The sequence below is a fragment of the Candidatus Allofournierella merdavium genome, from assembly GCF_944382735.1.
Taxonomy (GTDB): domain Bacteria; phylum Bacillota; class Clostridia; order Oscillospirales; family Ruminococcaceae; genus Allofournierella_A; species Allofournierella_A merdavium.
In genome coordinates, this window is the sequence record NZ_CALWND010000005.1 from 180,707 (window position 1) to 204,247 (window position 23,541).

Consider the following 23,541-nt stretch of genomic DNA (forward strand, 5'->3'; position numbering starts at 1 on the left):
TCTTTGCGTGTGAAAGCCGGCCTTACAGAACGTTCACGTTCTCGTAGTACCAGTTGCAGCTGCCGTAGTCGGCGCCCTCCAGGGTGTGGGTGTTGCCCTCGTTGTCCTTCAGCTCGGTAACGCCGTCGAACACATCCCACTCGCCGGAGACGATCTTGGCCTTGACCTCTTCCACCTTGGCGATCATATCCTCGGTGACAAGATCGGTGTTGAACTCGCCCAGCACCACCAGGCCGTCGGCCATGTCGCCGAAGTAGTTGTCCACCTTCTCGCCGGCCACCCAGGTGCCGTCAATGACGTTCTGCACGGCCTTGGTGTAGTAGACGCTCCAGTCCCACATCACGCTGGTGAGGGTGGCGCCGGGGGCGTCCTTGGTCATGTCGCTGTTGTAGCCCACGCCCCACACGCCGTGCTCCTCGGCGGCGGTCTGGGGGTTGGGGGTGTCGCAGTGCTGGCCGATCACGTCGCAGCCCTCGGCGATCAGCCGCTCGGCGGCCTGCTTCTCGCCCTCGGGATCAAACCAGCTGTTGGTGACGCTCACATACACCTGGGCGTCGGGGTTCACGCTGGCCACGCCCATGGCGAAGGCGTTGCAGCCGCTGGTGACCTCGCCGTTCTCCTGGCCCATGGCGGCCACATAGCCGATCTTGTTCGACTGGGTCTTCATACCGGCCACAATGCCGCTGAGGTAGCGGGCCTGGTAGATGCGGCCGAAGTAGTTGTTGAAGTTGGTGCCGTTGGATTTGTAGCCGGTGCCGTGGCTGAAGATCACGTCGGGATACTCCTCGGCCAGGGCCTCGCAGGTGTCCATATAGCCCCAGGAGGTAGCGAAGATGATGTTGCAGCCTTCCTCGATGCACTCGGTGATGGCGGTCTCCACGGCGGCGGCGTCGGTGTCGTCCACCGAGATCTTGCGCACGATCTGGTCGTCAGAAAGGCCCAGGTTCTTCTGCATGCCGATGATGCCCTGGTCGTGGGTGTAGGTATAGCCGCTGCCCTCGGCGGGGTCGGACAGATGGATCACGCCCACCTTGATCTGATCCTTGGGGATGCCGCCGGTGGTGGCTTCGCCGGAGGTGGCCGCGCCGGTGGAGACGCTGCCGGAGGCCGGCTGGCTGGCGCCGGTGCCGGCGTCGCCGCCGCAGGCCGCGAGGCTCAGGGCCATGGCGCCCGCCAACAGGATGCTGAGAAGCTTTTTCATGGTTCGTTTTCCTCCTGTTTTGATTTTTGCAGGAAAATAAGAAACGGGGTAAGCCGCAAGGACTTACCCCCTGTTCGGAACATCCTTTATTGTAGACTGCATCCTTCACGATTTCAACACATTTCGCCAACTTCGTCGCTTTCGCCAAGAGGGCATTCATTTGCACAATGGTTTTTTGTTCGTCTGCGCCAAAGCAAAACCCGCACAGCGGCCTGCCATGCGGGTTTTCGGGATATTTCGCCATCGGAAAAGTATGACTTTTCACTTTTGATTTCGTGGACGAATGTGCAAGCGTTACGCGGGCCATTTCCGCTTTGCCGCCAGCACATACCCGCCCCCGCAAAGGCCCAGGGCCAGCAGGGCCAGCTCGGTGACCACCATGCCCGCGCCGGCCAGCAGCACCGCCACCGAGTTGAAGAGGGTGTGGGCGGCGATGGCGGCCAGATACCAGCCCGGGCGCCGGCGGATGACAGCGGTGAACACAAGGCTGGTGGCGAAGAGGTGAAAGAGCACGGCGCTCACCCGCTCCAGCAGGGCCAGGGCCACAAGGCCCGGGCCGATGGCTGCCAGCTGGGCGGCCAGTTGGGCGAGGGCGGCGCTGTCCAGCCCGGCCAGCAGCGCGCCCAGCGGCCCGCCGGGGTTTGCCAGGGCGGCGGCCAGCAGCAGGTAGTTCAGGTAGGCCATGCCCGTCACCGTCATCACCTCGCACAGGCCGTGGCCCAGCCCGAAGCTGACCATGTCCTTCCAGGTGCGGTTGTTTTTCAGGATGGCCGCACCGCCCAGCCGGGCGCTCTCCTCAAAGAGGCCGGCGGACAGCCCGCCCACCACCACAGCGTAGAGCACCGTGTGGGCGGCGAAGGCGTTCAGCGCGCCGGAGGCGGTGAGCAGCTGCAGCAGGGGCAGCCGCAGCACCATCTGGCTCACAAAGAAGCTCACAAAGCCCAGGGCCAGGGGCGCGAGGCGGATCTTCTTCAGCGCGCCCAGCAGGATGAGCAGCGCCACCGGCAGCACCAGGGTGCACAGTGCGGCGACGGAAAAGGCGGCGATCTGGGCGCCGGAGAGAGCGAATGTCATGGCTCGTTCCTCCCCGCCTTTTCAGTCGATGAATTTGACGGCGGTGCCGTAGGCGATGCACTCGGCGGCCCCCTGCATCACGCTGGAGGAGGCGTAGCGCATGGCCACGATGGCGTCCGCGCCCAGAGCCTCGGCCTCCGCCACCATCCGGCCGGAGGCGATCTGCCTCGCCTCGCCCAGCATCTCGGTGTAGGCGGTGATCTCGCCGCCCACCAGGGTCTTCATGGCGCTCATGAAGTCCTTGCCGAAGTTCTTGCTCTGGACCACGTTGCCCTTGACGATGCCCAGCACCTCGTAGCGGCGGCCGGGAATGTTCTCAGTAGTTGCGATAAGCATCTTCTTCACCCTTTCGTATCTCTTTGAGCCGCTGGCGCAGCGCCAGCAGCGCCCCCACGGCCAGCACCGCGGGCCAGCCCGCCAGCAGCAGCGCCACCGGCAGCGGCACCGGGTCGGTGGTGACGGCCCAGACCATCAGCCCCTCCATCATCGCCATCAGGGCGACGAACACCAGGGCGGACAGCCAGGCCCCGTGGGCCTTTTTCTTTCGGTCGGTCTTTTGCACGTCGATAAAGCGCACCCCCTCCTGTTCCAGACGGGCCATCTCCTCCAGCGCCGCCTCCGGGTCCAGGCCGGCCAGCGGGCCGGGCCTGCCTGCCAGCCCGGCGCAGAGCCGGCGGGCGTTGTCCAGGTTTTTGCGGCGGCCCTCCAGCACCACCAGGTGCCGGCGCATCCCCTCGTCCAGGGTCAGCGCCCCGGTGAGCATGGCCCGTATCTCCTCCAGCGGCACATCCAGCTTGCGCAGCAGCTTGATCCGCCGCAGGCTTTCCAGGTCGGCATCGTCGTAGTCACGGTAGCCGTTGCTCGCCTGCCGCCGGGGGGCCAGCAGGCCCTCCTTTTCATAAAAGCGGATGTTCTTGGCGGAGAGGCCCACCCGGGCCTCCACCTCCTTGATGCGCAACCCTCTCCCCCCTTTCTGCGCCCAGTGTAAACCATCCACAAGGGGGAAGGTCAAGGCTTTTTTGCGATTTGTTTTAAAAAAAGCCGCGCCGGGCGGAAAACTGCGGGGCGCGGCCTGTCGGGTCTGTTCAGAAATAGCTGCGGATCTGGAACTTGTCGCCGGTGTCCACCTGCTCCTCGATGAGTTTGGTGTGGCCTTCGTCCCAGTGCACCGGAGTGGCCTTGCTGCGGGTGAGGCGCAGCAGTTCATCCACCCGCTTTTTCTCGGACGCGTCGTAAAGCAGGTAGGACACGCCCTCCTTCTTGGCCCGGCCGGTGCGGCCGATGCGGTGGGTATAATACTCGTTGGAGGTGGGCACCTCGTAGTTGATCACCGCGTCCACGTCCTCCACGTCGATGCCCCGGGCGGCCACGTCGGTGGCCACCAGCACGGCGATCTTGCCCTCCCGGAAGGCGGCCATGATCTTGTTGCGCTCGCCCTGGGAGAGGTCGCCGTGGAGGCAGTCGGTGACAAAGTGGAGCCGCGCCAGCTGGTTGGTGAGGCTGGCGGTGGTGAACTTGGTGTTGCAGAACACCATCACCCGCTTGTGGCCGCCGGAGATGATGATCTGGGCCAGGTCCGCCAGTTTGGAGCGGCCGGTGGTGCACAGGGTGTACTGGGTGATCTTGGGCTGGCTGGCCTGGACCGGCTGCACGATGATCTCCTCCGCGTCCCGCTGGTAGAGCCAGCCGATGTCCATCACCTCGCGGCTGATGGTGGCGCTGAACATGCACAGGCTTTTGCGGGCCTTCATGGCGTCGATGATCTTGCGCACATCCTTGTAAAAGCCCATGTTCAGCATCTCGTCCGCCTCGTCCAGCACGATGCTGGTGACCTCGCTCACGTTGATGCTCTTGTGGCGCATGTGGTCCATCAGCCGGCCGGGGGTGGCCACCACGATCTGACAGCCCTTTTTCAGGCGGTTTGCCTGCTTTTGCATGTCCGCCCCGCCGTAGACGCAGACGGTGCGGATGTCCGGCAGAAAGTGGGTCAGGTCCTCCAGGTCCCCGGCGATCTGCTGGGCCAGCTCCCGGGTGGGGGCCAGGATCACCGCCTGGGGCAGCAGCCGGGCGGGGTCGATGCGCTCGATGATGGGGATGCCGAAAGCGCAGGTCTTGCCGGTGCCGGTGGGGGCCTTGGCGATCACGTCGTGGCCCGCCATCATCACCGGGATGGTCTTTTCCTGCACCTCGGTCATCTCGGTGAAGCCCATGCGCTCCACCGCCTGCAAAATCTCCGGCCGCACGCCGGCAAGGTCCTTGTACAGCATATTCCTTTTCTCCGTTCTGTGGCCCGCCCCAGCCGCGCGCCGGGCCGCGGGTTCCTTTATTTTAATTGTAACAATGGGTATTATACCACAGCCTTTGCCAAAAGAAAACCGCGCGAAGGGGGCATCCGCCGGCTTTTCCGCTCCGGCGCGTCGGTTTTCCCGCCCCGCGGACGGGCCGCCGGTCCCCCGTCCTTCTTACCGCCCGCGCCGGGCCGCCCGCAACTGCCGCGCCCTCCCCTCCCGTGCCGTTCCCGTCCTTTTCACCGCCCGCCCCGGGGCCCTTCCCCTCTGCGCCTCCCGCCTTTCTTACCGCCCGCGCTCCCGCATGCCGCTCCCCGCGCTCTTTCCGCCCCCGCCTGCCGCCTCTCCCCTCGCACGCCGCCGCCCCGCTGCCATGGTGGCCCGGGGCGCTCTCCCGGCCTGTGCCGCCCCATTTCCCCTTTGCGCCGGGGCGGCGGATGTGGTATAGTGGAGGGCAGAACAAAGGGCAAAGGAGGCGGCCGGTTTTGTACGACGAGCTGACCGAGGTGGACATCAAAAAGATGCAGGAGGAGATCGACCACCGCATTCTGGTGCTGCGCCCCCAGTACATCAAAGAGGTGCAGGAGGCCCGGGCCTTCGGCGATCTGAGCGAGAATTTTGAATACAAAGAGGCCAAGCGCCAGAAAAACCGCAACGAGAGCCGCATCCGGTATCTACAGCGGATGATCCGCACCGCCCGGGTGGTGAAGACCGACCACGCCGAGGGCCGGGTGGGCCTGTTCGACTATGTGACCCTCTATCTGCCCGAGGACGAGGAGGAGATGGAGGTGCATCTGGTGACCACCCTGCGGGTGGACGCGGGGGGCGGCCACATCAGCCGGGAGTCCCCCCTGGGGCGGGCCATCTTCGACCGCAAGGTGGGGGACACGGTGACGGTGCAGGTGAACGCCGACGTGGCCTACCCGGTGACCATCCGGGCCATCCGCCCCGGCACCGACGACGCGGACCTGCCCATCAGCCAATACTGATTGCCCGCCACCCGCCGGTGTGGTATACTGTCAGTGCGGAATTTAAAACAAAACGGGCGGCCCCGCCGCCCGGGAACGGAGTGACAACAATGGTTCGAATCACCATGCAGGACGGCGGCGTCATCGACCTGGAACTGGACGCCCAGGCCGCCCCCATCACCGTGGAGAATTTTCTCAAACTGGTAAACGACGGCTTCTACGACGGCCTGACCTTCCACCGCATCATCCCCGGCTTCATGATCCAGGGCGGCTGCCCGGACGGCACCGGCATGGGCGGCCCCGGCTGGCATATCAAGGGGGAATTCGCCCGCAACGGGGTGCCCAACCCCATCAAGCACACCCGGGGGGTCATCAGCATGGCCCGGGCCATGGACCCCAACTCCGCCGGCAGCCAGTTCTTCATCATGCATGAGGATGCGCCCCACCTGGACGGCGGCTACGCCGCCTTCGGTCATGTGGTGGCCGGCATGGACGTGGTGGACCGCATCGCCGAGGTGGACACCGACTACAACGACCGGCCCCTGGAGCCGGTGGTGATGGAGAGCGTGCGGGTGGTGGAGGAATGATCGAGGCGGTCAAAAAGCTGCTGACGAAATACCGGGAGGCCATCGCCTATCTCTTCTTCGGCGGCCTCGCCACCCTTCTGAACATCGTGCTGGCCATGGTGTTCCGCTTTTTGGGCCTGCCCACCCTGGCCAACACCGTGCTGGACAACATCCTGTGTATCCTCTTCGCCTACGTCACCAACCGGCTGTGGGTGTTTTGCAGCAGCGCCAAAGGCGCGGCCGCGGTGCGGGAGTTCGTCTCCTTCATCACCTGCCGCCTGGGCACCCTGGTGCTGGACGTGGCGGTGATGTGGCTGGGAGCCGATCTGCTGGGGCCCGTGCTCATCCCCGCCGAATACCAGGACCTCTGGTTCTTCGCGGTGAAGGTGTTCTCCAATGTGCTGGTCATCGTGGCGAACTACGTTTTCTCCAAACTCATCATCTTCAAAAAGAAGGGCTGAGCGCCAGCCCCCTCCTCCCCTTCCCGCCGGGTGCGGGAGGGGGATTTTTTTGCCGTCCGCCGGGGCTCTTTGCCCTGTCCTCACGGCCGCCCCGTGCCGCCCCCTCCTTTTCCGTACCGCAGTGCGCCGAGGTTCTCCGGCGGCCGCGGCCCAGGGCCCCCGGCGTTTCTTTGCGCCCCGTGCCGGGAACGCCGCCCCCTCACCGCCGCCCTCCCTGCCTGTAATTTTATTTTTCGCAATATACTATTGACATTCAATATTATATGATATATAATATTGTCACAATCACAAAGGAGGCGATGGCATGGCGTTCAACACGGGGGCCGCTCTGCTGGACGCGCTGGTGCTGAGCACCGCCGAACGGGAACCCACCTACGGCTACCGCATCACCCAGCAGGTGCGCCGGATCATGGTGGTCAGCGAGAGCACCCTCTACCCGGTGCTGCGCCGGCTGCAGAAGGAAGGCCATCTTGAGACCTACGACCAGGAGTTCGCCGGGCGCAACCGGCGCTATTACCGGCTCACTCCCTCCGGCGCCGAGGCGCTGACAAAGCTGCGGCAGGAATGGGTGGAATACCGGCAGGCGATCGACGCGATGCTATTGAACGAGGGGGATGCGCAATGACCCGAGAAGAATTTTTGCAGCGGCTGGGCGAGCTGCTGAGCGATGTGACCGAGGAGGAACGGGCCGAGGCCATCCGGTTTTACGAGGAATACCTGGACGACGCGGGCCCGGAACAGGAGGCGCAGGTGCTGGCGGAGCTGGGCAGCCCCGAAAAGGTGGCGGCCATCATCCGGACCAACGTGCCGGGCAGCCGGGTGCAGCCCGAACCGCCGGCGCCGGCGGAGGAGTCCGCCCCGGGCGGGGCGGGGCCGAACGTGCCGCCGGCAGGCGCCGGCGGGGCCGCTTCCATCCCGCTGCCGCCCTGTGCGCGGCCGGGCGCCATGCCTCCCCCGCCGCCCCGCAGGGGCATGAGCGACCGCACCATCCTGCTCATCATCCTGGCGTTGGTGCTCTCGCCGCTGTGGATCGGCCTGGCGGGCACGGTGCTGGGCATCCTGCTGGGCATCGTGGGCGCGGCACTGGGCTTCTTCTTCGGCGGCGTGGCCACGGTAGTGGCCGTGGCGGCGGTGCTGGCAGCCAACACCCCCGCCGCCTTCGCCGCCGGTTTCCCGGTGGGGCTGTTCATGGTGGGCGTCTGCCTGCTGGGCCTGGCCCTGGGCGTGGCGCTGATCACCGCGGCGGTGTGGCTGGCCACCTGGCTGGTGCCCGCTGGCTTCCGGCTGGCAAAGCGCGCCTGGCACAGGCTGGTGGATAAGAGGGGGGCAAAACAATGAAGGGCATTGTAAAAGTGTTCGCGGTGGCCGCCGCGCTGGCGGTCCTGGGGCTTGCGCTGATGCTGGCCGGCTTTGCCATCGGCGGGCCGACGGCGGCGCGGCGGGCGATGGATTACACCAGCCTCGGCCAGCGCCACTACCAGGGCGACCTGCCTTACTGGCTGGAGCGCGCCCTGGGCTGGGTGGACGGCATCGACGACGACATGGACCATTTCGAGGACCACATGGACAACTGGGCCGATGGATTCGGGGGCGGCATGGATCAGTGGGCCGACAACTTTGAGGACGGCGTGGAGCACTGGGCCGACAATTTTGAGGACGATGTGGAGCACTGGGCCGACGGTGTGGAGAACTGGGCCGAGGGCTATCACCACGCCGGCTGGCACGGCGGCATTCTGGGCTGGTGAGCACCACCGGCGGAAAGGAAGAAACCATGGGACCGAAACGTCTTTACAAGGGGCACGAGAAGATGCTCTGCGGCGTGTGCAGCGGCATCGCCGAGTATTTCAACCTGGACCCCACCCTGGTGCGGCTGGCCGTCGTGGCCCTGACCGTCTGGTGGGGCAGCGGGCTGATCGCCTACATCGTGGCGGCCATCATCATGCCCGAGCCGCCCTGCAACAGCTGAAAAACAACGAAACGCCCCGTCTGCCGGCCGGCAGGCGGGGCGCTTTTTCAGTTGAACACTTCCTCGAAGGGGATGCAGTAGCCTTCCGGCAGGGCGCTGACGGTGTAACTCACATACACATCGCCCGCGGCGTTTTCATAAAAAGCCTCCTGGGGGGTGAGGTCGGTTTTGAGCCAGAAGCGGTAGACCGGCTGGATGTAGGGGTCCATGCTGCTCTGGGCGTATTCCAGCTGCCAGCCCGCCAACTGCTCCACCGAGAGGTCATATTCCCGCATGCCGCTGGCCTGCTCCTCGTCCAGCACCGCCTGCAGGGCGGCCATCGCCTCTTCGGGGGTGCACAGCGGGTAGTCGCCCACCTTTTCGCTGTCGGGGGGCAGGGTCAGGGAAAAGTTGCGCAGCGCGCCGGTGGAATCCACGCTGCCCCGCACCCGGTGAAAGCTGTAGTTCAAAAGGCGCTGGGCCACCGTGTCGCCGCTGTTCTCATAGTAGAAATGCTCGCCGGGCATCCAGTGGGTCTGCCCGTCGTAGCCGGTGGACACCGCGTACTGGTGGGCGGGATTCCCGATGCCCGCCAGCTCCCCGAACAGGGCCAGGGCCGCGTCGTCCCCCGCCTGGCAGTCCTCCGACTCCCCCTCCCCGTCCCGGTAGCCGGAGACGGTGCAGCCGGAGGCGGAAACGCTCCATACCTTTGCCTTGGAGGGGTCCAGCTGCTCATAGAGGGGGCGGTCCGGGTCCCAGTGCTCCGGGTCCATCAGGCTGCCGAAAACGCTGGAGGGCCACAGATCCGGGCTGGGGTAGCCGGTGGGCGTCTCCTCCTCCTCGTCCCGCACCAGGGGCAGGCCCAGGGCCTCGGCGGCGATGTTCAAAAGGTCAGTGAGCGGCCCGGCGTGTTCGCCGCTCTGGGCGCGCCACACCGGCAGGGTAGCGGGCAGGTCGGCGGCGGCGATGTTCCAGGTGGGGTTATCCCCCCGCACATCCTCCAGGCTTTCGGCCACATAGGTGACCCCGCCGCCCATGCCGCCGGAGTCGTCCCCCAGCACCAGCACCGGCAGGCCCTGGTATTCGCCCAGATCGAAATCCCGCACCGGGGGCGCGGCGCTCTTTGGCTGCCCGTCGGCCAGGGCGCCCTCCTGCGTCGTGTTCCCCGTCTCGGGGGCGGCGTCCAGGCTGTATTCCGCGGCCGCCGGGGCGCTGGCGGCGCTGCTTTGGACCGTACCCCCGGCGGTGGAGAACTGCCCGCTCTGAAGCGCGGCGGGCACCGCCAGCAGCGCCACCGCCGCGGCCGCGGCCAGGGGCAGCCCCACCCGCTTTGCCACCCGCAGGCGGGGGGCGGCTTTGGTTTTTTCCTGTTTGGCTCGGGCGGCGGCCAGCTTTTCCAGTGTGGCGGCCTTCCAGGCCTGGGTGGGAGCGACCTTGTCCATGGCGCTCTGATAGTCTTTGTGGTCCGGCACGGTCAAAACTCCCCTTTCAATGTTTTTTTCAGCAGCGCGCGGCCCCGGGCCAGCTGGCTGAGCACGGTGTTCTGGCCCCGGCCCAGCAGCTTTGCGATCTCGGCGGTGGAATAGCCCTGTATGTAATGCAGATAGATCACCTGCCGGTATTTCATGGGCAGATCCCCCACCGCCCGCAGCACCTCGCTCTCGGCGGGGGTAAAAGGCACGCTGAGGCTCTCGTCCAGGCCGTCGGTGCGGCTCTGCCATACGCTGCGGAAGTGGCTTTTGCAGCGGTTGATGGTGCAGCGCAGCAGCCAGGCCTGCTGGTGGCCCGGCCCCTCAAAGGCGGGGGCTTTTTTGAGCAGGGTCAAAAAAACCTCCTGAGCAATGTCCTCGGCGTCCTGCAGATTCTTCACAAGGCCGAAGGCCGTGCGCAGCACCAGCGGGCCATAGTGTTCCAGCGCCTCTTCCGGCGTGAGCACCCTGTCTGCCACCCCGTTCATGCCCCGCGCCCCCTTTCGTTGTGTATACTTTTTTCCTGGGCCTATTATTGCACACCCGGCCCAAAAAAGCAAAAAGGGCCCGCCCCGCGCATGCCGCGCGGGGCGGGCCCTTTGGTATTTTCACTTGCGCTTCGCGCCCTCGTCCTTCTTCTCGTCGGTGGCCTCGAACCAGAAGGTAGTGCCCTTGCCCAGGGTGCTGTCCACCCCGAAGCGGAAGCCGTGGCCCCGCAGGACGGCCTTGGTGATGGACAGGCCCAGCCCGGTGCCCACCTTGCCCGCGTCCGACCGGCTGCGGTAGTAGCGGTCGAAGATGTAGGGCAGGTCCTCGGGGGCGATGCCCGCGCCGTGGTCCTCCACCTCCACCCGGGCGCAGCCGTCTTTCGGCGTCACCCGCAGGATGAACACCCCGTCCTCGCCCAGGTGGTGCATGGCGTTGCCCAGAAGGTTATGGAGCACCCGCTCCATCATGGCCGGGTCGGCGCTGACCATGCAGGGGGTGTCCGCCTCCAGCCGGAGTTTGCAGCCGTTCTGGGCGCAGACGGCGTCGTACCGCTGGGCCACCTCCTCGCACAGCTGGCTCATGTCAAAGCGCACCCGCTGGGGCTGCTCGGTGCCGCTGGACACCTTGGACAGTTCCATCACGCTGTTTACAAGGCCGGACAGCCGGTCGGTCTCGTCCACGATGACGTTCAGCTGGTCGGTGCGCTTGTCCGCGTCGTCGCCGGTGAGGTCCCGCACCGTCTCGGCGTAGCCCTTGATGAGGGTGAGGGGGGTGCGCAGGTCGTGGCTGACGTTGGCCAGCAGCTCCCGCTGGAGCTGGGCCGAGCGGGCCACCTGGTCGGCCATGTGGTTGAACTCATCCGCCAGGCGGCCGATCTCGTCGGAGTGGGACACGTTCACCCGCACCGAGTAGTCGCCGTCCGCCATCTTCTTGGCCGCGGCGGACAGCTGGGTCAGCGGGCGGGTGAGCCAGCGGCTGAGCAGCCAGGAGGCCAGCACCGCCACCGCCAGCAGGCAGACGAAGATGGCGGGCATCAGCTGGCTCTGCACCACCGCCGCCTCGCTGACGCGGGTGAGGGTGGTGGAGATGATGACGGAATAGCTGCCCCACTGGCCGTTCTGGGCCAGCTTGCCCACCACCATCTGCTGCGCGCCGCTGGAGGTGCCCACGATCTGACTCACCGAGCCGTTCTTCATCACCGCCTGGCGGAAGGCGGTGATGGTGTCGCTGTCCCGCTTGGTGGTGATCTTGCCGCCGAACAGATCTCCCGTCGACTCGTGCAGCAGGCAGGGGTAGACGTTTTCGCTGCTGGCCACATGGCGCAGGGTGGAGTCGGCGATGTCCACGCAGCAGTTGCGGAAGTCCAGCCGGCCGTCCTGGGCGGCGGCGTCCACCCCCGCCCAGAAGTCGTCGTTCTTCACCGCCTCGGAGAAGGCGAAGGCCCGGTAACTCACCGGCGCGTCGCAGGCCTCGATCATGGCGGCCAGCGTGTCCACCTGGGTGTTGAGGTAGTTGTAGATGTGCCGGTTGTACAGCGGCTGCAGCAGCTGGGCGGAGATGAACCACACCAGCCCCAGCACCAGGGCCACCATCAGGCAGAAGACGATCATCAGCTGGTAGCGCAGGCTGAAAAAGACGCCCCGCCCGGCGCGGGCCGCCTGCTTTTTGATCTCACTCATTTACTTCACCGCGTCCGGGTCGAATTTGTAGCCGATGCCCCACACGGTGACGATGGCGTCCCGGTAGCGGCCCAGGTGGCTGCGGAGCATCTTGATGTGGGTGTCCACCGTGCGGTCCTCGCCGAAGTAGTCGTAGTTCCACACCTTCTGCAGAATGCGCTCCCGGCTGAGGGCGATGCCCCGGTTGGTGGCCAGGAACACCAGCAGGTCGAACTCCTTGGGGGTGAGGTTGGCCTCCTGGCCGTCCACCTTCACGCTGTGGCTGGCCTGGTCGATCACCAGCCCGCCGAAGGTGTACGTCCCGCCCTCGGTCTCGGTGCGGGGCATGGTACGGGCCAGCACCGCCTTCACCCGGGCCACCAGTTCCCGGGGGCTGAAGGGCTTGACCACATAGTCGTCCGCCCCGCCCTCCAGGCCGGCCAGCTTGTCGTACTCCTCGCCCCGGGCGGTGAGCATGATCACCGGGGTGGTGATCTTGCGGCTGCGCATCTCCTTCAGGCAGGTCATGCCGTCCACAAAGGGCATCATGATGTCCAGGATCACCAGATCCACATCGCCCCCGGAAAGGGCGGCCAGGGCGGCGCCGCCGTCCCCCGCCTCCTCACAGACACAGCCCTCATGCTCCAGGTGGGCACGGATCAGGTCCCGGATGCGGGGCTCGTCGTCCACGATCAATATTTTAGCCATGGTGTTCAGCCTCCTTGCTGCATGGTTTCTTCTACACTGTCTCCATCATAGCGGGGGAATGTGGCGAAAGTGTGAAACAAAAATCAAAATCCCGTGTTTTCGTTGACGGCCGGCCGCCGGGGCGGTACAATAGGACCATCGTCGAACAAAGGAAGTTTTGCACATGCTCATCGAATGTCTTCTCGCGGCCGCGGCGCTGGTGCTGCTGGCGTTGTTTCTGCTGCTGCCCGGGCACGCGTCCTTTGCCCAAAGGCAGCCCTTCACCGGCTGGTGCTACGCCCACCGGGGCCTGCACAGCCCGGACAAGTCCGTCCCCGAAAACAGCCTGGCCGCCTTTGCCGCCGCGGCCGACGCGGGCTACGGCATGGAACTGGACGTGCAGCTGTCGAAGGATGGCGAGGTGGTGGTGTTTCACGACGACACCCTGGACCGGGTGGCCGGAGTGCACGGCCGGGTGGACGCCTTCGACTGGGCGCAGCTGAGGGAGATGCCCCTGTGCGGCACGGCCCACCACATGCCCCTGTTCAGCGAGGTGCTGGCCACGGTGGCCGGGCGCACCCCGCTGATCGTGGAGCTCAAGAGCGGGCCCCGCAACAAGGAACTGTGCCAAAAGACGCTGGCGCTGCTGCGAAGCTACCAGGGCGCCTTTTGCGTGGAGAGTTTCGACCCCACCATCGTGGCCTGGTTCCGCCGCAACGCGCCGGACATCCTGCGGGGCCAGCTGTCGGACAGCTGCGCCGCTTTCCACAAGGAGGGCGATTCCCTCATCGGCTCCTTCGCGCTGAGCCGGTGCCTGGGCAATTTCCTGGCCCGGCCTCAGTTCATCGCCTGGGGCCCGCGGCCCAAGAACGCCGCGGTGCGCCTCATCGAGGCCTTCGGCCCCATGAAGGTGTTTTGGACCGCCCGTCCCGGCATGAACCACGAAGCCCTCACCCGGGAGTACGACGGCGTCATCTTTGAGCATTATGCCCCGCCCGCCCGCTATTAAAAGCAGAAGCGCCCGTTCCGGCATGGGCCGGGGCGGGCGTTTTTTATTCCCTGCCCCCGGCCCGGAGATAGCACCGCCAGAGCCCCTCAAAAATGAGGTTCGGCGCGAGGGCGGGCTTTGTCTCGCAGTAGGGGGCCACCAGCGGCGCCAGCCCGCCGGTGAGGATGAGGCTGGGCGCGCCGCCGGTCTGGTCCATCTCGGCGGCCATGCGGCGGAACATCCCGTCCACCAGGCAGGCCGCCCCGTAGATAACGCCGCTTTGCATGCTCTCGGCGGTGGTGGTGCCGATGGCGGGGCCCGGCGGCTCGAAGGCGATGGACCGCAGGTGGCTGGCCCGGTGCACCAGGGCGTCCAGCCCCAGGGCCACCCCGGGGGCGATGGCCACACCCAGCACGTCCCCCGCCCGGTTCTGGGCGCAGAAGGTGGTGGCGGTGCCCAGGTCCGCCACGATGGCGGGCATGGCAAAGCGGGCCAGCGCCCCCTCGGCCCCGGCCATCATATCCGCGCCGATGGCGTCCCTGGTGAGCACCCGGAAGGAGAGGGTCTTTTCCCCCAGCACCAGCGGCTCACAGCCGGTGACGGCGCGCAGCGCCGCGGTGACCGGCCCGGTGAGGGGGGGCACCACGCTGGACAGCGCGCAGCCCTCCCACCGCCTTTCTTTTCCCAGAGCCTTTCCCAGTTCGGCGGCATAGCGCGCCTCGTCCCAGCTGCGGTCGGTGGGCACCTGGGCGAAAAAGGCGGGGCCCGCCTCCTCCCAGCCGGCCAGACTCAGCCGGGTGTTGCCCATATCCACCAAAAGTACCATCCGCGTATCCTCCCGCCGGCGCCAAAGCGCCCTGTTTGCTTTTAGTATACCCTGCCCGCCCCGTTTGCGCAAGAATAAAGCAGCCCCTGACAGAATAGGTATAAACAGGAGTTCCCACGACAGACGAGGAGGGTAACAGATATGTTTGTGTTGACATTCGGCAAAAACGGCCTGCGGCGGCTGGGCGCTGTCGCGGTGTGCGGCGTGGCGTTGGCGGGCGCGGTGTTCGCCGTCGGCAGCTTCTTCAGGGACGATGCGGCGACCCCCACCGCCGCCAACGGCGAGACGGCCGCGGTGGACCCCACCGCCATGAAGATCGAGGGCACCGACGACATCCAGGCCTTTTTCAAGGCCTACGGGCTGGAGGTGGACCTGGCCACCGCCACGGTGGATAAGGTGAAGATCCCCAAAAAATGGGACGAGAGTTTCTCCGCCTTCAACACGGTGGTGAAGGAGAGCGGCCTGTCCCTGGAGAAATACAAGAACAAGACGGTGGAAAAATGGGTGGCCCTGTGCCCCGGGCGCAGCACCGGCGAGAACAAGGTGAACGGGGTGCTGCTGGTGTATAAGGAGGAGCCGGTGGGCGCCTACCTGCTGGCGGAGCCCAGCGGCGAGGTGACCGGCCTGGTCACCGCCACCGCCTCCGCCGCGCCCCTGACCGACGAGCAGGCCGCCGAGACCGCCGCCGGCTTTGGGGAACAGGCCGTCGCCGAGACCGCTGCCCCGGCGGAGGACCCCGCCGCCGCGGCGAACGCCCCCCTGACGGAGGAGACCGCCGAGACCGCCGCGCCCCTCGACGACGGGACGGTGGAGACCGGCGGCGAGATCAGCCTGGAGGACGCGGGCGCCGTGCCCATCGAGTGACAAAAAACAGCCCCGGGACCAAAGGGTCCCGGGGCTGTTTTGTATTTTTTATTCCGCGTCCCACTGGGCGATCTTGCGGCCCATGAGCACGCCCATGACGCTGGCCATCATCAGGCCGCGGGTCCAGCCGCAGGAGTCCCCCAGGCAGTGCAGGCCCGCCACGTTGGTGACCAGGTTCTCATCCATCTTCACCTTGTTGGAGTAGAACTTCAGTTCGGGGCTGTAAAGCAGCGTCTCGTCGCTGGCAAAGCCCGGCACCACCTGGTCCAGCATCTGAATGAAGGCGATGATGTTGGTCATGGCCCGGTAGGGCATGGCGGCGGTGATGTCACCGGCCACCGCGTCCACCAGGGTGGGGCGCACGTTGCTCTGGCTCAGCTCCTTGGGCCAGGTGCGCTTGCCGTCCAGAATGTCGCCGTAGCGCTGCACCAGGATGTGCCCCGCGCCCAGCATGTTGGTCAGTTCGCCCACCTTCTGCGCGTACTCGATGGGCTGGTTGAAGGGCTCGGTGAAGTTGTGGCTGCACAGGATGGCAAGGTTGGTGTTGTCGCTCTTTTTCTCCTTGTAGCTGTGGCCGTTCACCACCGCCAGGTCGTTGTCGTAGTTCTCCTGGCTCACAAAGCCGCCGGGGTTCTGGCAGAAGGTGCGCACCTTGTTCTTGAAGGGCTTGGGGTAGCCGATGAGTTTGGACTCATACAGCACCTTGTTCACCTTCTCCATCACCTCGTTGCGCACCTCCACCCGCACGCCGATGTCCACGGTGCCGGGCTTGTGGGCGATGCCGTGCTGGGCGCAGCGGCGCTCCAGCCAGTCGGCGCCCCGGCGGCCGGTGGCCACCACCGTGCGCCGGGCCAGGATCTCCTCCTCCGCGCCGCCCCTGGCAGCGCGCACCTTCACCCCCCGGCAGGCGCCCTCCTCGATGAGCAGGTCCACGCACTCGGTGTCAAAGCGCATCTCCACTCCTTCGGCGGCCAGATGGTCCTGGATGGCCCGGTACAGGTCCTGGGCCTTCTCGGTGCCCAGATGGCGGATGGGGCAGTCCACCAGCTTGAGACCCGCCTTGATGGCGTTCTTGCGGATCTCCCGGATGTCCTCCCCGTCGTAGATGCCTTCCACATGGGGGTCGGCGCCAAACTCCAGATAGACCGAGTCGGTGTAGTCGATGAGGCTCTGGGCAAACTGCTCGCCGATGAGGGTGGGCAGTTCGCCCCCCACCTCGTAGCACAGGCTGAGTTTGCCGTCGGAAAACGCCCCCGCGCCGGAAAACCCGGTGGTGATGTGGCAGTAGGGCTTGCAGTTCATGCAGCGGCCGGTCTCCGCCTTGGGGCAGTGGCGTTTTTCCACCGGCTTGCCCTTTTCAACGATGACGATCTTTTCCTTTTTCCCTTTGCGCAGCAGTTCCAGCGCGGTGAAGATGCCGGCGGGGCCGGCGCCCACGATCACCAGATCGTACATGGTGGATGACCTCCTGTTTTCGTTGTAATGCCCGTTTGCGTGCGGGCAGCAAAAGCCCCCCTGCCAGCGGACGCCGGCAGGGGGGACTTGCTTTGCCTTATCCCTTTTATTATTAGCACGAAGTCATACTTTTGTCAAGCAGGGAACTTTTTCCGCTTCACGCCCCGCCAAAGGTGATGGTCTGCGCCTGGGCGTCCACCGTGGCCGGCACCCCGAGGGGCAGGATGCACCGGGGCAGGGCGTGGCCCACGCTCACATCCGCCAGGATGGGCAGGGCGGGGTCGGCCACCGCCGCCGTCAGCCGGCGGTGGTACTCCTCCCGGAAGGCGTTGTCCGCGGGGCGGCCGAACAGAATGCCGCTCACCGCCGCGAAGACCCCGGCCTGCTTCAAAAAGCCCAGCGCCCGGCTGAATTTTTCCGGGCTCATCTTCTCATCGCTGGTCTCCAGCAGCAGGATGCGGCCCTTCCAGTCCGCCGCGGCGGGAAAGAGGCCGTACCGCCGGCAGAGAGCGGGCATATCGGGGTAGCGCCCGCCGTCGAAGAAGTCGTAAAGGGTGTCCAGGCAGCCGCCCAGGATCCTGCCGGAAAAGACCGGCGGCCCCTGCATCAGTTTCCAGCCCGCGGCGGGATGGACGGGCAGCGGCGTGCCCAGCCGGTCGGGGCCGTAGTCGGTGCGGCCTTCATACCACACCTCGCTGGGCCGCACCTGCCGGATGGTGCCGGTGCGCAGCAGTTCCTCAAAGTAGTGGCGGGTGTAGGGCAGCATCTCCCTGTCCAGTTCACACACGTCCGGCAGAAAGGCCTGCCCGTAAAAGGTGGAAAGGCCCGCTTTGTGCAGCATCAGGTGGTTGACGGTGGTGTCGGAAAAGCCCAGAAAAGGCTTTTGGCGCACCGCCTTTTCCAGCTGCCCCTCCCCGAACAGGTACGGCAGCAGCCGGTAGGTGTCATCGCCGCCGATGGCGCAGAGGACAAGGTCGATCTCCGGGTCCCGGAAGGCCTCCAGCCGATCGGCGGCCCGCCGCTCCGGGTGGGCCTTCACATACTCCACACCCTTGAGGGCATGGGGCAGGAATTCCACCCGGAGGCCGTAGTGTTTCAGCCGGGCCACCCCCAGTTCCAGCTCATGCCGGGCGAACGCCTCCCCCAGCGTGCCGCTGGACAGGCTGACCACACCCACGGTTTTGATCATGGAGGTCTCCCCCTTTTTGTTGTTTTTCGCGGGGCGGCCGCCCCCGGGCCGGGGCAAAGGCGCGCAAAGGCCCCGCCGCGAACGCGGCGGGGCCCGGCTGCTCCCGTTTCATTCGCCCCGGGCCGCACGCAGGATCAGGTCGGCGCAGGTGCTTTCGCCCAGGGCGGCGTTGAGGCACAGGTCATAGTGGCCCGCCTCGCCCCAGCGGAACTCGCTGTAAAAATTGTAGTACGCCGCGCGGCGGCGGTCCTCCTTCTGCACCAGCGCCGCGGCGGCCCGTTCATCCGCCTCCGCCGGCAGCCGGCCCTGGGCCCGGGCGCGGCGGACACGGAATTCCAGCGGCGCGTGAAGAAAGACCCGCAGCACGTCGGCGCGGCCCCGCAGCACATAGTCGCCGCAGCGGCCCACGATGACGCAGGGCCCCTTGTCCGCCAGCTGGCGGATGACCTGGCTCTGCACCACGAACACCTGGTCGCTCAGGGGCAATTCGGCCCCCATGGTGTAAAGGTTATACAGCAGGCTGCCGCTGGGCCGCTTTTCGCCGGCGACGATGGCCTGTTCGGACAGTCCGCTCTCCTTCGCGGCCAGGGTGATGAGCTCCTTGTCGTACAGGGGCACCCCCAGCTGGCCCGCCACAGCGCGGGCGATGTCCAGCCCCCCGGTGCAATACTCCCGTCCGATGGTGATGATGCCGTATGTTCCGCTCATGGTCATGCCCCCTTTTTGTCAGTGTGGATCAGCCGTTCAGATGCACGTCCCCCACCAGGGCGCAGCCGTCCGGGTCGATGGCGTACACGGTGATGCGCCCCTTGCCGCTGAACAGTTCCGGCGGCAGCTGTACCCCGCCCTGGGCCGTGGGCTTCAGGAACCGGAAGGTCTTGTGGGCCGTGGTGGCATGGACGGCGCCGCCGGCCACCGCGCAGGCCAGGGTGCCGGAAAACTCCGCCGGCAGCGGCAGATCCTGGCCGTTCTCGTCCTGGAACATGTAGCAGCCCACCTGCTCCAGCGCCCGCAGCCGGGCGGGACGGCGGTGGGGGCAGCCCGCCCCCCGGCCCTTCTGCCGCCCGGTGATCACCAGCGCCAGCCCCTGATAGGCCTTCCAGAAGGCGTCCAGCGGATAGGACCGCTCCGCCTCGGCGTCGGTGGGCGCCAGGCTGTCGTTCACCAGAGCAAAGGAGCCCTCCGCCCCCACCGAAAAGCCCCGCAGCGCCATCATCTGCGCCTCCACGTCGGCGAAGGCGCCGGGCAGGTACGGCCGGCCGTCGGCCGCCGCCTGCTCCTCGCTGGAGGCATAGCGCATGAACACCCCCACCGAATCTCCCTGCTTGACGCACTGCCACAGGCGCTCCGGCTCCAGATAGGCGAGATATGCCCGGAAGCCGTAACACCCCGCCAGCGCCGCCGCGAAGGAGAAGTTGCGGGTGCCCATATCGGCGTCGCCGTGGTCCAGCATGGCCTGGGCCAGTTCCTCGGGCAGCACATCCTGCCCCCAGCGGTTGAGCAGGCTGGCCAGGGTGACGGGCGTGCTCATGCCGTCCCGCAGGGTGGGGTCCCGCAGCTTCTGGCTGTAGGCGGGCAGGTGCAGTTCCCGGCTGTAAAGGGCGGGCGGTTCGCTCTCCCCCTCCACCGGGCGCACGCTGGCGGCCAGCAGCCACACCCGGGGGGTGAAGCGCTCGTCGTCGGTGTACAGATAGATGCGCAGCTGGGCCTGCGCGCCGCGCCCCTTGGCGATGTGCAGCACGTTGTGCCACATGAACACCGGCTGGTTCTCGTCGCCGGTGACGCTGGCCCGCTGGATGTAGGGGCTCCACTTGCCGAAGCTGAGCCAGCCGCTCCACTCCTCGCCCACCCGCACCCGGGCCTGGGCCTCCACCACGGTGCCCGGCGGGGTCTCGGCGTTCCAGCTCATCACCAGCCGGTCGAAGGCGGGCAGGTTCACCGGCTGGGAGGTGTAACAGCCGTACAGCACATACCGCCCGGCCGACTGCTCCAGGCACACGCCATTCTCGGTGAGGGCCACATTGTCCAGCTCGCCCCGGGTGAAGGCGTCGGTGCCGCTGAGAATATAAAGATTTTTCGCGTTCTGCATATCCCTTGTTTCCCGCTGCCGCCCGGGGCCGCGGCCCGCAAAAGCGGCTTCCTTTCTATGACTTTATGGTATCCCATTTGGGGGCGCGCTGTCAAGCGCGGCGACGGCTTGCGCGCCGCCCGGTTTTTCTTTCTGTGATTGACATATTTTATCCGCCTCGTATACTTAAATCAGACGTCCGCTACACCGCCGGATCCGATCGGATCGAAACACAGAAGGGATGGCTCGTTTTATGGATCATTTTGAAAGCCGGTATGCCCGTCCGCTGATCGTTGTTCTTCTTGTCATTTTGCTCCTCTCGTTCGTTCCGATCGTGTGGATCTCGTTCTATTCCTACCCCGCCGCGGATGACTTTTCCTACGCCCTCAGCACCGCGCATGTGTGGCAGGAGACCCACTCATGGACGGCGGTTTTTTCCGCCGCGCTGGAGACCATGCGCGTATCCTATGAAAGCTGGAACGGGCTTTTTGCGGCCATCCTGCTCGCGAGCCTTCAGCCCATGGTCTTCGACCTGTCTTTGTACCCCGTCGGCGCGCTCATCCTCTTTTTTTCGTGCGTCGGTTCCCTTTGTCTGCTTTTTTGGGTGCTCTGCCGCCGTGTTTTTGCGTGTCCGCGCAGTTCGGCGGCGATCATTTCGCTCCTTCTCACCTTTTTGGCGTGTCAGTTCGTATATGACCCGGTGGAATCCTTCTTCTGGTTCACCGGGGGGATCCACTACACCCTTTCCCAATCCTTCGCCTTCTTCGTTCTGGCCTTGCTCGTGCTTGCGGTGACGATGCCGGCAAGGCGCGTTTTTCCTGTTCTGCTGACGATCGGCTGCCTGCCCTTTGCGGTTTACATCGGCGGCGGGAATTTCTCCACCAGCCTGGCGCTGCTCATGATCCTCTCCGCGCTTATTGTGCTCATCTGGCGGCAGAAAAAGAGAAAAGCCGCCGTCCTCGTTTTTGTCGTCTTCGCGGCGCTTTTTGCTTCCTTTCTGTGCAGCGTTTTATCCCCGGGTGCCGCACTGCGCCAGGAGATCGTCGGCGCAGCCAATTCCCCCGTCAAGGCGATCGCTCTTTCCCTCGTTTACGGCGGCTATGCCTTTGCCGACAGCACCACGCTGCCTGTGCTTTCGGCCTGGCTTTTCATCACCCCCCTGTTGTATCGGGCCGCATCCCGGTCTTCTTTCTCCTTTTCCCTGCCCCTTGTGCCCATCGTTTTGCTGTTTGGCGTCTTTTGCGCGCAGGGCACCCCTGTCTTCTACGCGATCGGTCTGAACATGCCCGAGCGGGTCATTAATATCATATACCTCAGCTATTACCCCTTCTTTCTTGTGGGGTGGTGGTACTTCCTCGGCTGGCTGTCCCGCCGGCGGCAGTGGACCGCCTGGTTTGCGCCCGTCAGCCGGCAGCTGAAAAAGGTGCCGCTCCCGTTTGTGCTGACCGGGTTCGTCCTTTTCTTTCTGGTGGGCTCGCTGGGCCTTGTTACGGTGGAAAAAGACCCTCAGACGGGCGGCGCTTCCTTTCAGGGCCTGCCACTCAGCGTGGAGGCCGCGCGCTCTGTCCTGTCCGGCCAGGCCGCGGACTTCCACAGCCAGCCCAAAGAGCGTGAGATTCTTTATACCACAAGCCCGCAGGACGTGATCGAAGTCGCCCCCTTGCGGGAGCATCCCTATCTTTTGTTCCAGCAGGACCTCTCCAGCGATGCCGGTTTTTGGGTCAATCAGGATGTGGCAAGCTTCTTTCACAAGGAGTCCATCCGCGTCTCGCCCCAGTAATCCCCTTTCCACCGCTGCCCCGCCGCCCTTCCGGGAGAATGCCGCGGGCATCCGGGTCTTTTCTCCCGGAAAATCCGGCGCGGAAAAATTTGCTTGTACATTTTCTTCCGAACTCGTATACTATAATCAGTTTCCGCGGCCCCGCGCCGCGGCCCCCGAAAATCCCAAAGCAAAGGTGTGTGCCATGAAGATCATCATTGCCGGCGACGGCAAGGTGGGCCTTGCCCTGACGCGGCAGCTGCTGCACGAGGGGCACGAGGTGACCATTGTCGATTCCAACCCTGTGGTGCTGCAGACGAACATGTACCAGTATGACGTGCTGGCGGTGCAGGGAAACGCCGCCACCATGGAGGCGCTGCGGCAGGCGCGGGTGGAGCAGGCGGACCTGCTCATCGCCGCCACCAGCGCCGACGAGATCAATCTGCTGTGCTGTGTGACTGCCAAGAAAATGAACAGCCGGCTGCACACCATCGCCCGGGTGCGCAACCCGGACTACACCGAACAGCTCTTCGTCATGCGGGAGGAACTGGGCCTCTCCATGACCATCAACCCGGAACTGTCGGCTGCGCGGGAGATCTTTCATCTGCTGCAGTTCCCCAGCTTCCTTCACCGGGACAGCTTCGCCAAGGGCCGGGTGGAGATCGTGGGCCTGCGGGTGGACGAGCACAGCCGGCTGGACGGCGTGCCCCTGCACCAGCTGTACAAGATCGCCCAGGTGAAGGTGCTGGTGTGCGCGGTGCTGCGCAGCGGCCGGGCGTTCATACCCGACGGCAGCTTCCAGCTGAAGAAGGGCGACCGCATCTTCGTCACCGCCCGGGCGGTGAACCTGGCCCAGCTGATCAAGAATCTGGGCATTGCGGAGCAGAAGATCCGCCGGGTGCTGCTGGTGGGCGGCGGCCACATCAGCTTTTATCTGGCCCAGCGCCTGCTGGACGCGGGCCTGAGCGTGAAGATCATTGAGCAGAACCCCGCCCGGGCCCGCTTTCTGGCGGAGAACCTGCCCCGGGCCTCGGTGGTGCTGGGGGACGGCTCCTCCCGCAGCCTGCTGGAAAGCGAGGGCCTGGCACAGGCCAACGCCCTGGTGAGCCTCACCGGCATGGACGAGGAGAACATCGTGCTGAGCATGTTCGCCCGCAGCCAGGGGGTGCCCAAGGTGGTGACCAAGGTCAACCGCCTGGAGTATGGACACATGTTCGAGGAGCTGGACATCGGCAGCATCGTGAGCCCCAAGGAACTGACCAGCGCCCTGATCGCCCGCTATGTGCGCAGCATGCAGAACAAGACCGGCAAGATCCTGACCCTGCACCCCATCGCCGAGGGCAACGCGGCGGCCATGGAGTTCCGGGTGGACGAGAGCGTGCTCTACCGGTGTGTGGCCCTGAAGGACGTGCCCCTGCGCCGGGGGGTGCTGATCTCCTGCATCACCCATAGCGGCACCACCATCATTCCGGACGGCACCTCCCACTTTGACGTGGGCGACACGGTGGTGGCGGTGAGCACGCTGGACGCCCCCGTGCAGCAGATGAACGACCTGTTCGTGTGATCCGCAGGCCGCGGTTTTGTTT

25 protein-coding genes are annotated in these 23,541 nt (G+C 65.7%); 11 read left to right on the top strand and 14 right to left on the bottom strand.

What is annotated here, in order from left to right; genetic code table 11:
• Positions 1 to 22 precede the first annotated feature (22 nt).
• From ACH2A7_RS05565 to ACH2A7_RS05585, 5 genes are all read right to left on the bottom strand, one after another.
• The gene (locus tag ACH2A7_RS05565) at positions 23 to 1,201 is read right to left on the bottom strand and encodes a BMP family ABC transporter substrate-binding protein (RefSeq protein WP_394960688.1); all 1,179 of its coding nucleotides are present in this window, start codon (positions 1,199 to 1,201) and stop codon (positions 23 to 25) included.
• A gap of 294 nt (positions 1,202 to 1,495) precedes the next feature.
• A complete protein-coding gene (locus ACH2A7_RS05570; protein ID WP_394960689.1) occupies positions 1,496 to 2,275 on the bottom strand; it encodes a YhfC family glutamic-type intramembrane protease in 780 nt (259 codons plus the stop codon).
• A 21-nt stretch (positions 2,276 to 2,296) separates the two neighbouring features.
• The gene (locus ACH2A7_RS05575; protein ID WP_394960737.1) at positions 2,297 to 2,611 is read right to left on the bottom strand and encodes a heavy metal-binding domain-containing protein; all 315 of its coding nucleotides are present in this window, start codon (positions 2,609 to 2,611) and stop codon (positions 2,297 to 2,299) included.
• On the bottom strand, positions 2,592 to 3,233 hold the full coding sequence (locus ACH2A7_RS05580; RefSeq protein ID WP_394960690.1) for a MerR family transcriptional regulator: 642 nt from the start codon (positions 3,231 to 3,233) through the stop codon (positions 2,592 to 2,594). Before ACH2A7_RS05580 ends, ACH2A7_RS05575 begins: the two co-directional genes overlap by 20 nt.
• A 127-nt stretch (positions 3,234 to 3,360) precedes the next feature.
• On the bottom strand, positions 3,361 to 4,542 hold the full coding sequence (locus ACH2A7_RS05585) for a DEAD/DEAH box helicase (RefSeq protein ID WP_394960691.1): 1,182 nt from the start codon (positions 4,540 to 4,542) through the stop codon (positions 3,361 to 3,363).
• A 506-nt stretch (positions 4,543 to 5,048) separates the two neighbouring features.
• Here ACH2A7_RS05585 and ACH2A7_RS05590 point away from each other — a divergent pair.
• The 7 genes from ACH2A7_RS05590 (at position 5,049) to ACH2A7_RS05620 (ending at position 8,524) form a co-directional block, all read left to right on the top strand.
• Entirely contained in the window at positions 5,049 to 5,552 is a 504-nt protein-coding gene (locus tag ACH2A7_RS05590; protein WP_394960692.1) for a GreA/GreB family elongation factor, read from the top strand.
• A gap of 89 nt (positions 5,553 to 5,641) precedes the next feature.
• Entirely contained in the window at positions 5,642 to 6,118 is a 477-nt protein-coding gene (locus tag ACH2A7_RS05595; protein WP_394960693.1) for a peptidylprolyl isomerase, read from the top strand.
• A complete protein-coding gene (locus ACH2A7_RS05600) occupies positions 6,115 to 6,558 on the top strand; it encodes a GtrA family protein (RefSeq protein ID WP_394960694.1) in 444 nt (147 codons plus the stop codon). Before ACH2A7_RS05595 ends, ACH2A7_RS05600 begins: the two co-directional genes overlap by 4 nt.
• Positions 6,559 to 6,862: 304 nt before the next feature.
• Positions 6,863 to 7,183 carry a PadR family transcriptional regulator gene (locus ACH2A7_RS05605; RefSeq protein ID WP_394960695.1) on the top strand — a complete coding sequence of 107 codons (321 nt, stop codon included), beginning with the start codon at positions 6,863 to 6,865 and terminating at the stop codon, positions 7,181 to 7,183.
• Positions 7,180 to 7,896, top strand: coding sequence for a DUF1700 domain-containing protein (locus tag ACH2A7_RS05610; protein WP_394960696.1), 717 nt, complete (start codon positions 7,180 to 7,182; stop codon positions 7,894 to 7,896). The genes ACH2A7_RS05605 and ACH2A7_RS05610 overlap by 4 nt, the downstream gene beginning before the upstream one ends.
• Positions 7,893 to 8,303, top strand: a complete 411-nt coding sequence (locus ACH2A7_RS05615) for a hypothetical protein (RefSeq protein ID WP_394960697.1) — start codon at positions 7,893 to 7,895, stop codon at positions 8,301 to 8,303. Before ACH2A7_RS05610 ends, ACH2A7_RS05615 begins: the two co-directional genes overlap by 4 nt.
• 26 nt (positions 8,304 to 8,329) lie before the next feature.
• Positions 8,330 to 8,524 (top strand): PspC domain-containing protein, encoded by a 195-nt coding sequence (locus tag ACH2A7_RS05620; protein WP_394960698.1) that lies wholly within the window; start codon positions 8,330 to 8,332, stop codon positions 8,522 to 8,524.
• A gap of 47 nt (positions 8,525 to 8,571) precedes the next feature.
• Here the strand turns inward: ACH2A7_RS05620 and ACH2A7_RS05625 are convergent, their stop codons facing one another.
• The 4 genes from ACH2A7_RS05625 to ACH2A7_RS05640 form a co-directional block, all read right to left on the bottom strand.
• Complete coding sequence (locus ACH2A7_RS05625; RefSeq protein WP_394960699.1) at positions 8,572 to 9,975, bottom strand: hypothetical protein; 1,404 nt, start codon at positions 9,973 to 9,975, stop codon at positions 8,572 to 8,574.
• 2 nt (positions 9,976 to 9,977) lie between these two features.
• A complete protein-coding gene (locus ACH2A7_RS05630; protein WP_394960700.1) occupies positions 9,978 to 10,460 on the bottom strand; it encodes an RNA polymerase sigma factor in 483 nt (160 codons plus the stop codon).
• Between the two features lie 120 nt (positions 10,461 to 10,580).
• Entirely contained in the window at positions 10,581 to 12,140 is a 1,560-nt protein-coding gene (locus tag ACH2A7_RS05635; protein ID WP_394960701.1) for an ATP-binding protein, read from the bottom strand.
• On the bottom strand, positions 12,141 to 12,827 hold the full coding sequence (locus ACH2A7_RS05640) for a response regulator transcription factor (protein WP_394960702.1): 687 nt from the start codon (positions 12,825 to 12,827) through the stop codon (positions 12,141 to 12,143). It abuts the gene before it with no gap.
• Between the two features lie 163 nt (positions 12,828 to 12,990).
• Between ACH2A7_RS05640 and ACH2A7_RS05645 the strand changes: the two genes are divergently transcribed.
• Entirely contained in the window at positions 12,991 to 13,815 is an 825-nt protein-coding gene (locus ACH2A7_RS05645) for a glycerophosphodiester phosphodiesterase family protein (protein ID WP_394960703.1), read from the top strand.
• A 43-nt stretch (positions 13,816 to 13,858) separates the two neighbouring features.
• Here the strand turns inward: ACH2A7_RS05645 and ACH2A7_RS05650 are convergent, their stop codons facing one another.
• Positions 13,859 to 14,620 carry a type III pantothenate kinase gene (locus ACH2A7_RS05650; protein ID WP_394960704.1) on the bottom strand — a complete coding sequence of 254 codons (762 nt, stop codon included), beginning with the start codon at positions 14,618 to 14,620 and terminating at the stop codon, positions 13,859 to 13,861.
• Positions 14,621 to 14,761: 141 nt separating this feature from the next.
• Here ACH2A7_RS05650 and ACH2A7_RS05655 point away from each other — a divergent pair, with 141 nt between their 5' ends.
• The gene (locus ACH2A7_RS05655) at positions 14,762 to 15,484 is read left to right on the top strand and encodes a DUF4830 domain-containing protein (RefSeq protein ID WP_394960705.1); all 723 of its coding nucleotides are present in this window, start codon (positions 14,762 to 14,764) and stop codon (positions 15,482 to 15,484) included.
• 48 nt (positions 15,485 to 15,532) lie between these two features.
• Here the strand turns inward: ACH2A7_RS05655 and ACH2A7_RS05660 are convergent, their stop codons facing one another.
• From ACH2A7_RS05660 to ACH2A7_RS05675, 4 genes are all read right to left on the bottom strand, one after another.
• On the bottom strand, positions 15,533 to 16,939 hold the full coding sequence (locus ACH2A7_RS05660; protein ID WP_394960706.1) for an NAD(P)/FAD-dependent oxidoreductase: 1,407 nt from the start codon (positions 16,937 to 16,939) through the stop codon (positions 15,533 to 15,535).
• 157 nt (positions 16,940 to 17,096) lie between these two features.
• Positions 17,097 to 18,128 (bottom strand): S66 peptidase family protein, encoded by a 1,032-nt coding sequence (locus ACH2A7_RS05665; RefSeq protein WP_394960707.1) that lies wholly within the window; start codon positions 18,126 to 18,128, stop codon positions 17,097 to 17,099.
• Positions 18,129 to 18,236: 108 nt separating this feature from the next.
• Positions 18,237 to 18,836 (bottom strand): AAA family ATPase, encoded by a 600-nt coding sequence (locus ACH2A7_RS05670; protein ID WP_394960708.1) that lies wholly within the window; start codon positions 18,834 to 18,836, stop codon positions 18,237 to 18,239.
• 28 nt (positions 18,837 to 18,864) lie between these two features.
• Positions 18,865 to 20,217: a hypothetical protein gene (locus ACH2A7_RS05675; RefSeq protein WP_394960709.1), complete on the bottom strand. Its 1,353-nt coding sequence runs from the start codon at positions 20,215 to 20,217 to the stop codon at positions 18,865 to 18,867.
• 232 nt (positions 20,218 to 20,449) lie between these two features.
• Here ACH2A7_RS05675 and ACH2A7_RS05680 point away from each other — a divergent pair, with 232 nt between their 5' ends.
• Positions 20,450 to 21,976: a DUF6056 family protein gene (locus ACH2A7_RS05680; protein ID WP_394960710.1), complete on the top strand. Its 1,527-nt coding sequence runs from the start codon at positions 20,450 to 20,452 to the stop codon at positions 21,974 to 21,976.
• A gap of 184 nt (positions 21,977 to 22,160) precedes the next feature.
• Entirely contained in the window at positions 22,161 to 23,519 is a 1,359-nt protein-coding gene (trkA, locus tag ACH2A7_RS05685) for a Trk system potassium transporter TrkA (RefSeq protein ID WP_394960711.1), read from the top strand.
• Positions 23,520 to 23,541: the final 22 nt, after the last annotated feature.

Excerpts from the sequence above, each read along its gene's own strand:
- ACH2A7_RS05565 (WP_394960688.1), bottom strand. The coding sequence starts at position 1,201 with ATGAAAAAGCTTCTCAGCATCCTGTTGGCGGGCGCCATGGCCCTGAGC.
- ACH2A7_RS05570 (WP_394960689.1), bottom strand. The coding sequence starts at position 2,275 with ATGACATTCGCTCTCTCCGGCGCCCAGATCGCCGCCTTTTCCGTCGCC.
- ACH2A7_RS05575 (WP_394960737.1), bottom strand. The coding sequence starts at position 2,611 with ATGCTTATCGCAACTACTGAGAACATTCCCGGCCGCCGCTACGAGGTG.
- ACH2A7_RS05585 (WP_394960691.1), bottom strand. The coding sequence starts at position 4,542 with ATGCTGTACAAGGACCTTGCCGGCGTGCGGCCGGAGATTTTGCAGGCG.
- ACH2A7_RS05595 (WP_394960693.1), top strand. The coding sequence starts at position 5,642 with ATGGTTCGAATCACCATGCAGGACGGCGGCGTCATCGACCTGGAACTG.
- ACH2A7_RS05600 (WP_394960694.1), top strand. The coding sequence starts at position 6,115 with ATGATCGAGGCGGTCAAAAAGCTGCTGACGAAATACCGGGAGGCCATC.
- ACH2A7_RS05605 (WP_394960695.1), top strand. The coding sequence starts at position 6,863 with ATGGCGTTCAACACGGGGGCCGCTCTGCTGGACGCGCTGGTGCTGAGC.
- ACH2A7_RS05610 (WP_394960696.1), top strand. The coding sequence starts at position 7,180 with ATGACCCGAGAAGAATTTTTGCAGCGGCTGGGCGAGCTGCTGAGCGAT.
- ACH2A7_RS05615 (WP_394960697.1), top strand. The coding sequence starts at position 7,893 with ATGAAGGGCATTGTAAAAGTGTTCGCGGTGGCCGCCGCGCTGGCGGTC.
- ACH2A7_RS05620 (WP_394960698.1), top strand. The coding sequence starts at position 8,330 with ATGGGACCGAAACGTCTTTACAAGGGGCACGAGAAGATGCTCTGCGGC.
- ACH2A7_RS05630 (WP_394960700.1), bottom strand. The coding sequence starts at position 10,460 with ATGAACGGGGTGGCAGACAGGGTGCTCACGCCGGAAGAGGCGCTGGAA.
- ACH2A7_RS05635 (WP_394960701.1), bottom strand. The coding sequence starts at position 12,140 with ATGAGTGAGATCAAAAAGCAGGCGGCCCGCGCCGGGCGGGGCGTCTTT.
- ACH2A7_RS05640 (WP_394960702.1), bottom strand. The coding sequence starts at position 12,827 with ATGGCTAAAATATTGATCGTGGACGACGAGCCCCGCATCCGGGACCTG.
- ACH2A7_RS05645 (WP_394960703.1), top strand. The coding sequence starts at position 12,991 with ATGCTCATCGAATGTCTTCTCGCGGCCGCGGCGCTGGTGCTGCTGGCG.
- ACH2A7_RS05650 (WP_394960704.1), bottom strand. The coding sequence starts at position 14,620 with ATGGTACTTTTGGTGGATATGGGCAACACCCGGCTGAGTCTGGCCGGC.
- ACH2A7_RS05655 (WP_394960705.1), top strand. The coding sequence starts at position 14,762 with ATGTTTGTGTTGACATTCGGCAAAAACGGCCTGCGGCGGCTGGGCGCT.
- ACH2A7_RS05660 (WP_394960706.1), bottom strand. The coding sequence starts at position 16,939 with ATGTACGATCTGGTGATCGTGGGCGCCGGCCCCGCCGGCATCTTCACC.
- ACH2A7_RS05665 (WP_394960707.1), bottom strand. The coding sequence starts at position 18,128 with ATGATCAAAACCGTGGGTGTGGTCAGCCTGTCCAGCGGCACGCTGGGG.
- ACH2A7_RS05670 (WP_394960708.1), bottom strand. The coding sequence starts at position 18,836 with ATGAGCGGAACATACGGCATCATCACCATCGGACGGGAGTATTGCACC.
- ACH2A7_RS05675 (WP_394960709.1), bottom strand. The coding sequence starts at position 20,217 with ATGCAGAACGCGAAAAATCTTTATATTCTCAGCGGCACCGACGCCTTC.
- ACH2A7_RS05680 (WP_394960710.1), top strand. The coding sequence starts at position 20,450 with ATGGATCATTTTGAAAGCCGGTATGCCCGTCCGCTGATCGTTGTTCTT.
- trkA (WP_394960711.1), top strand. The coding sequence starts at position 22,161 with ATGAAGATCATCATTGCCGGCGACGGCAAGGTGGGCCTTGCCCTGACG.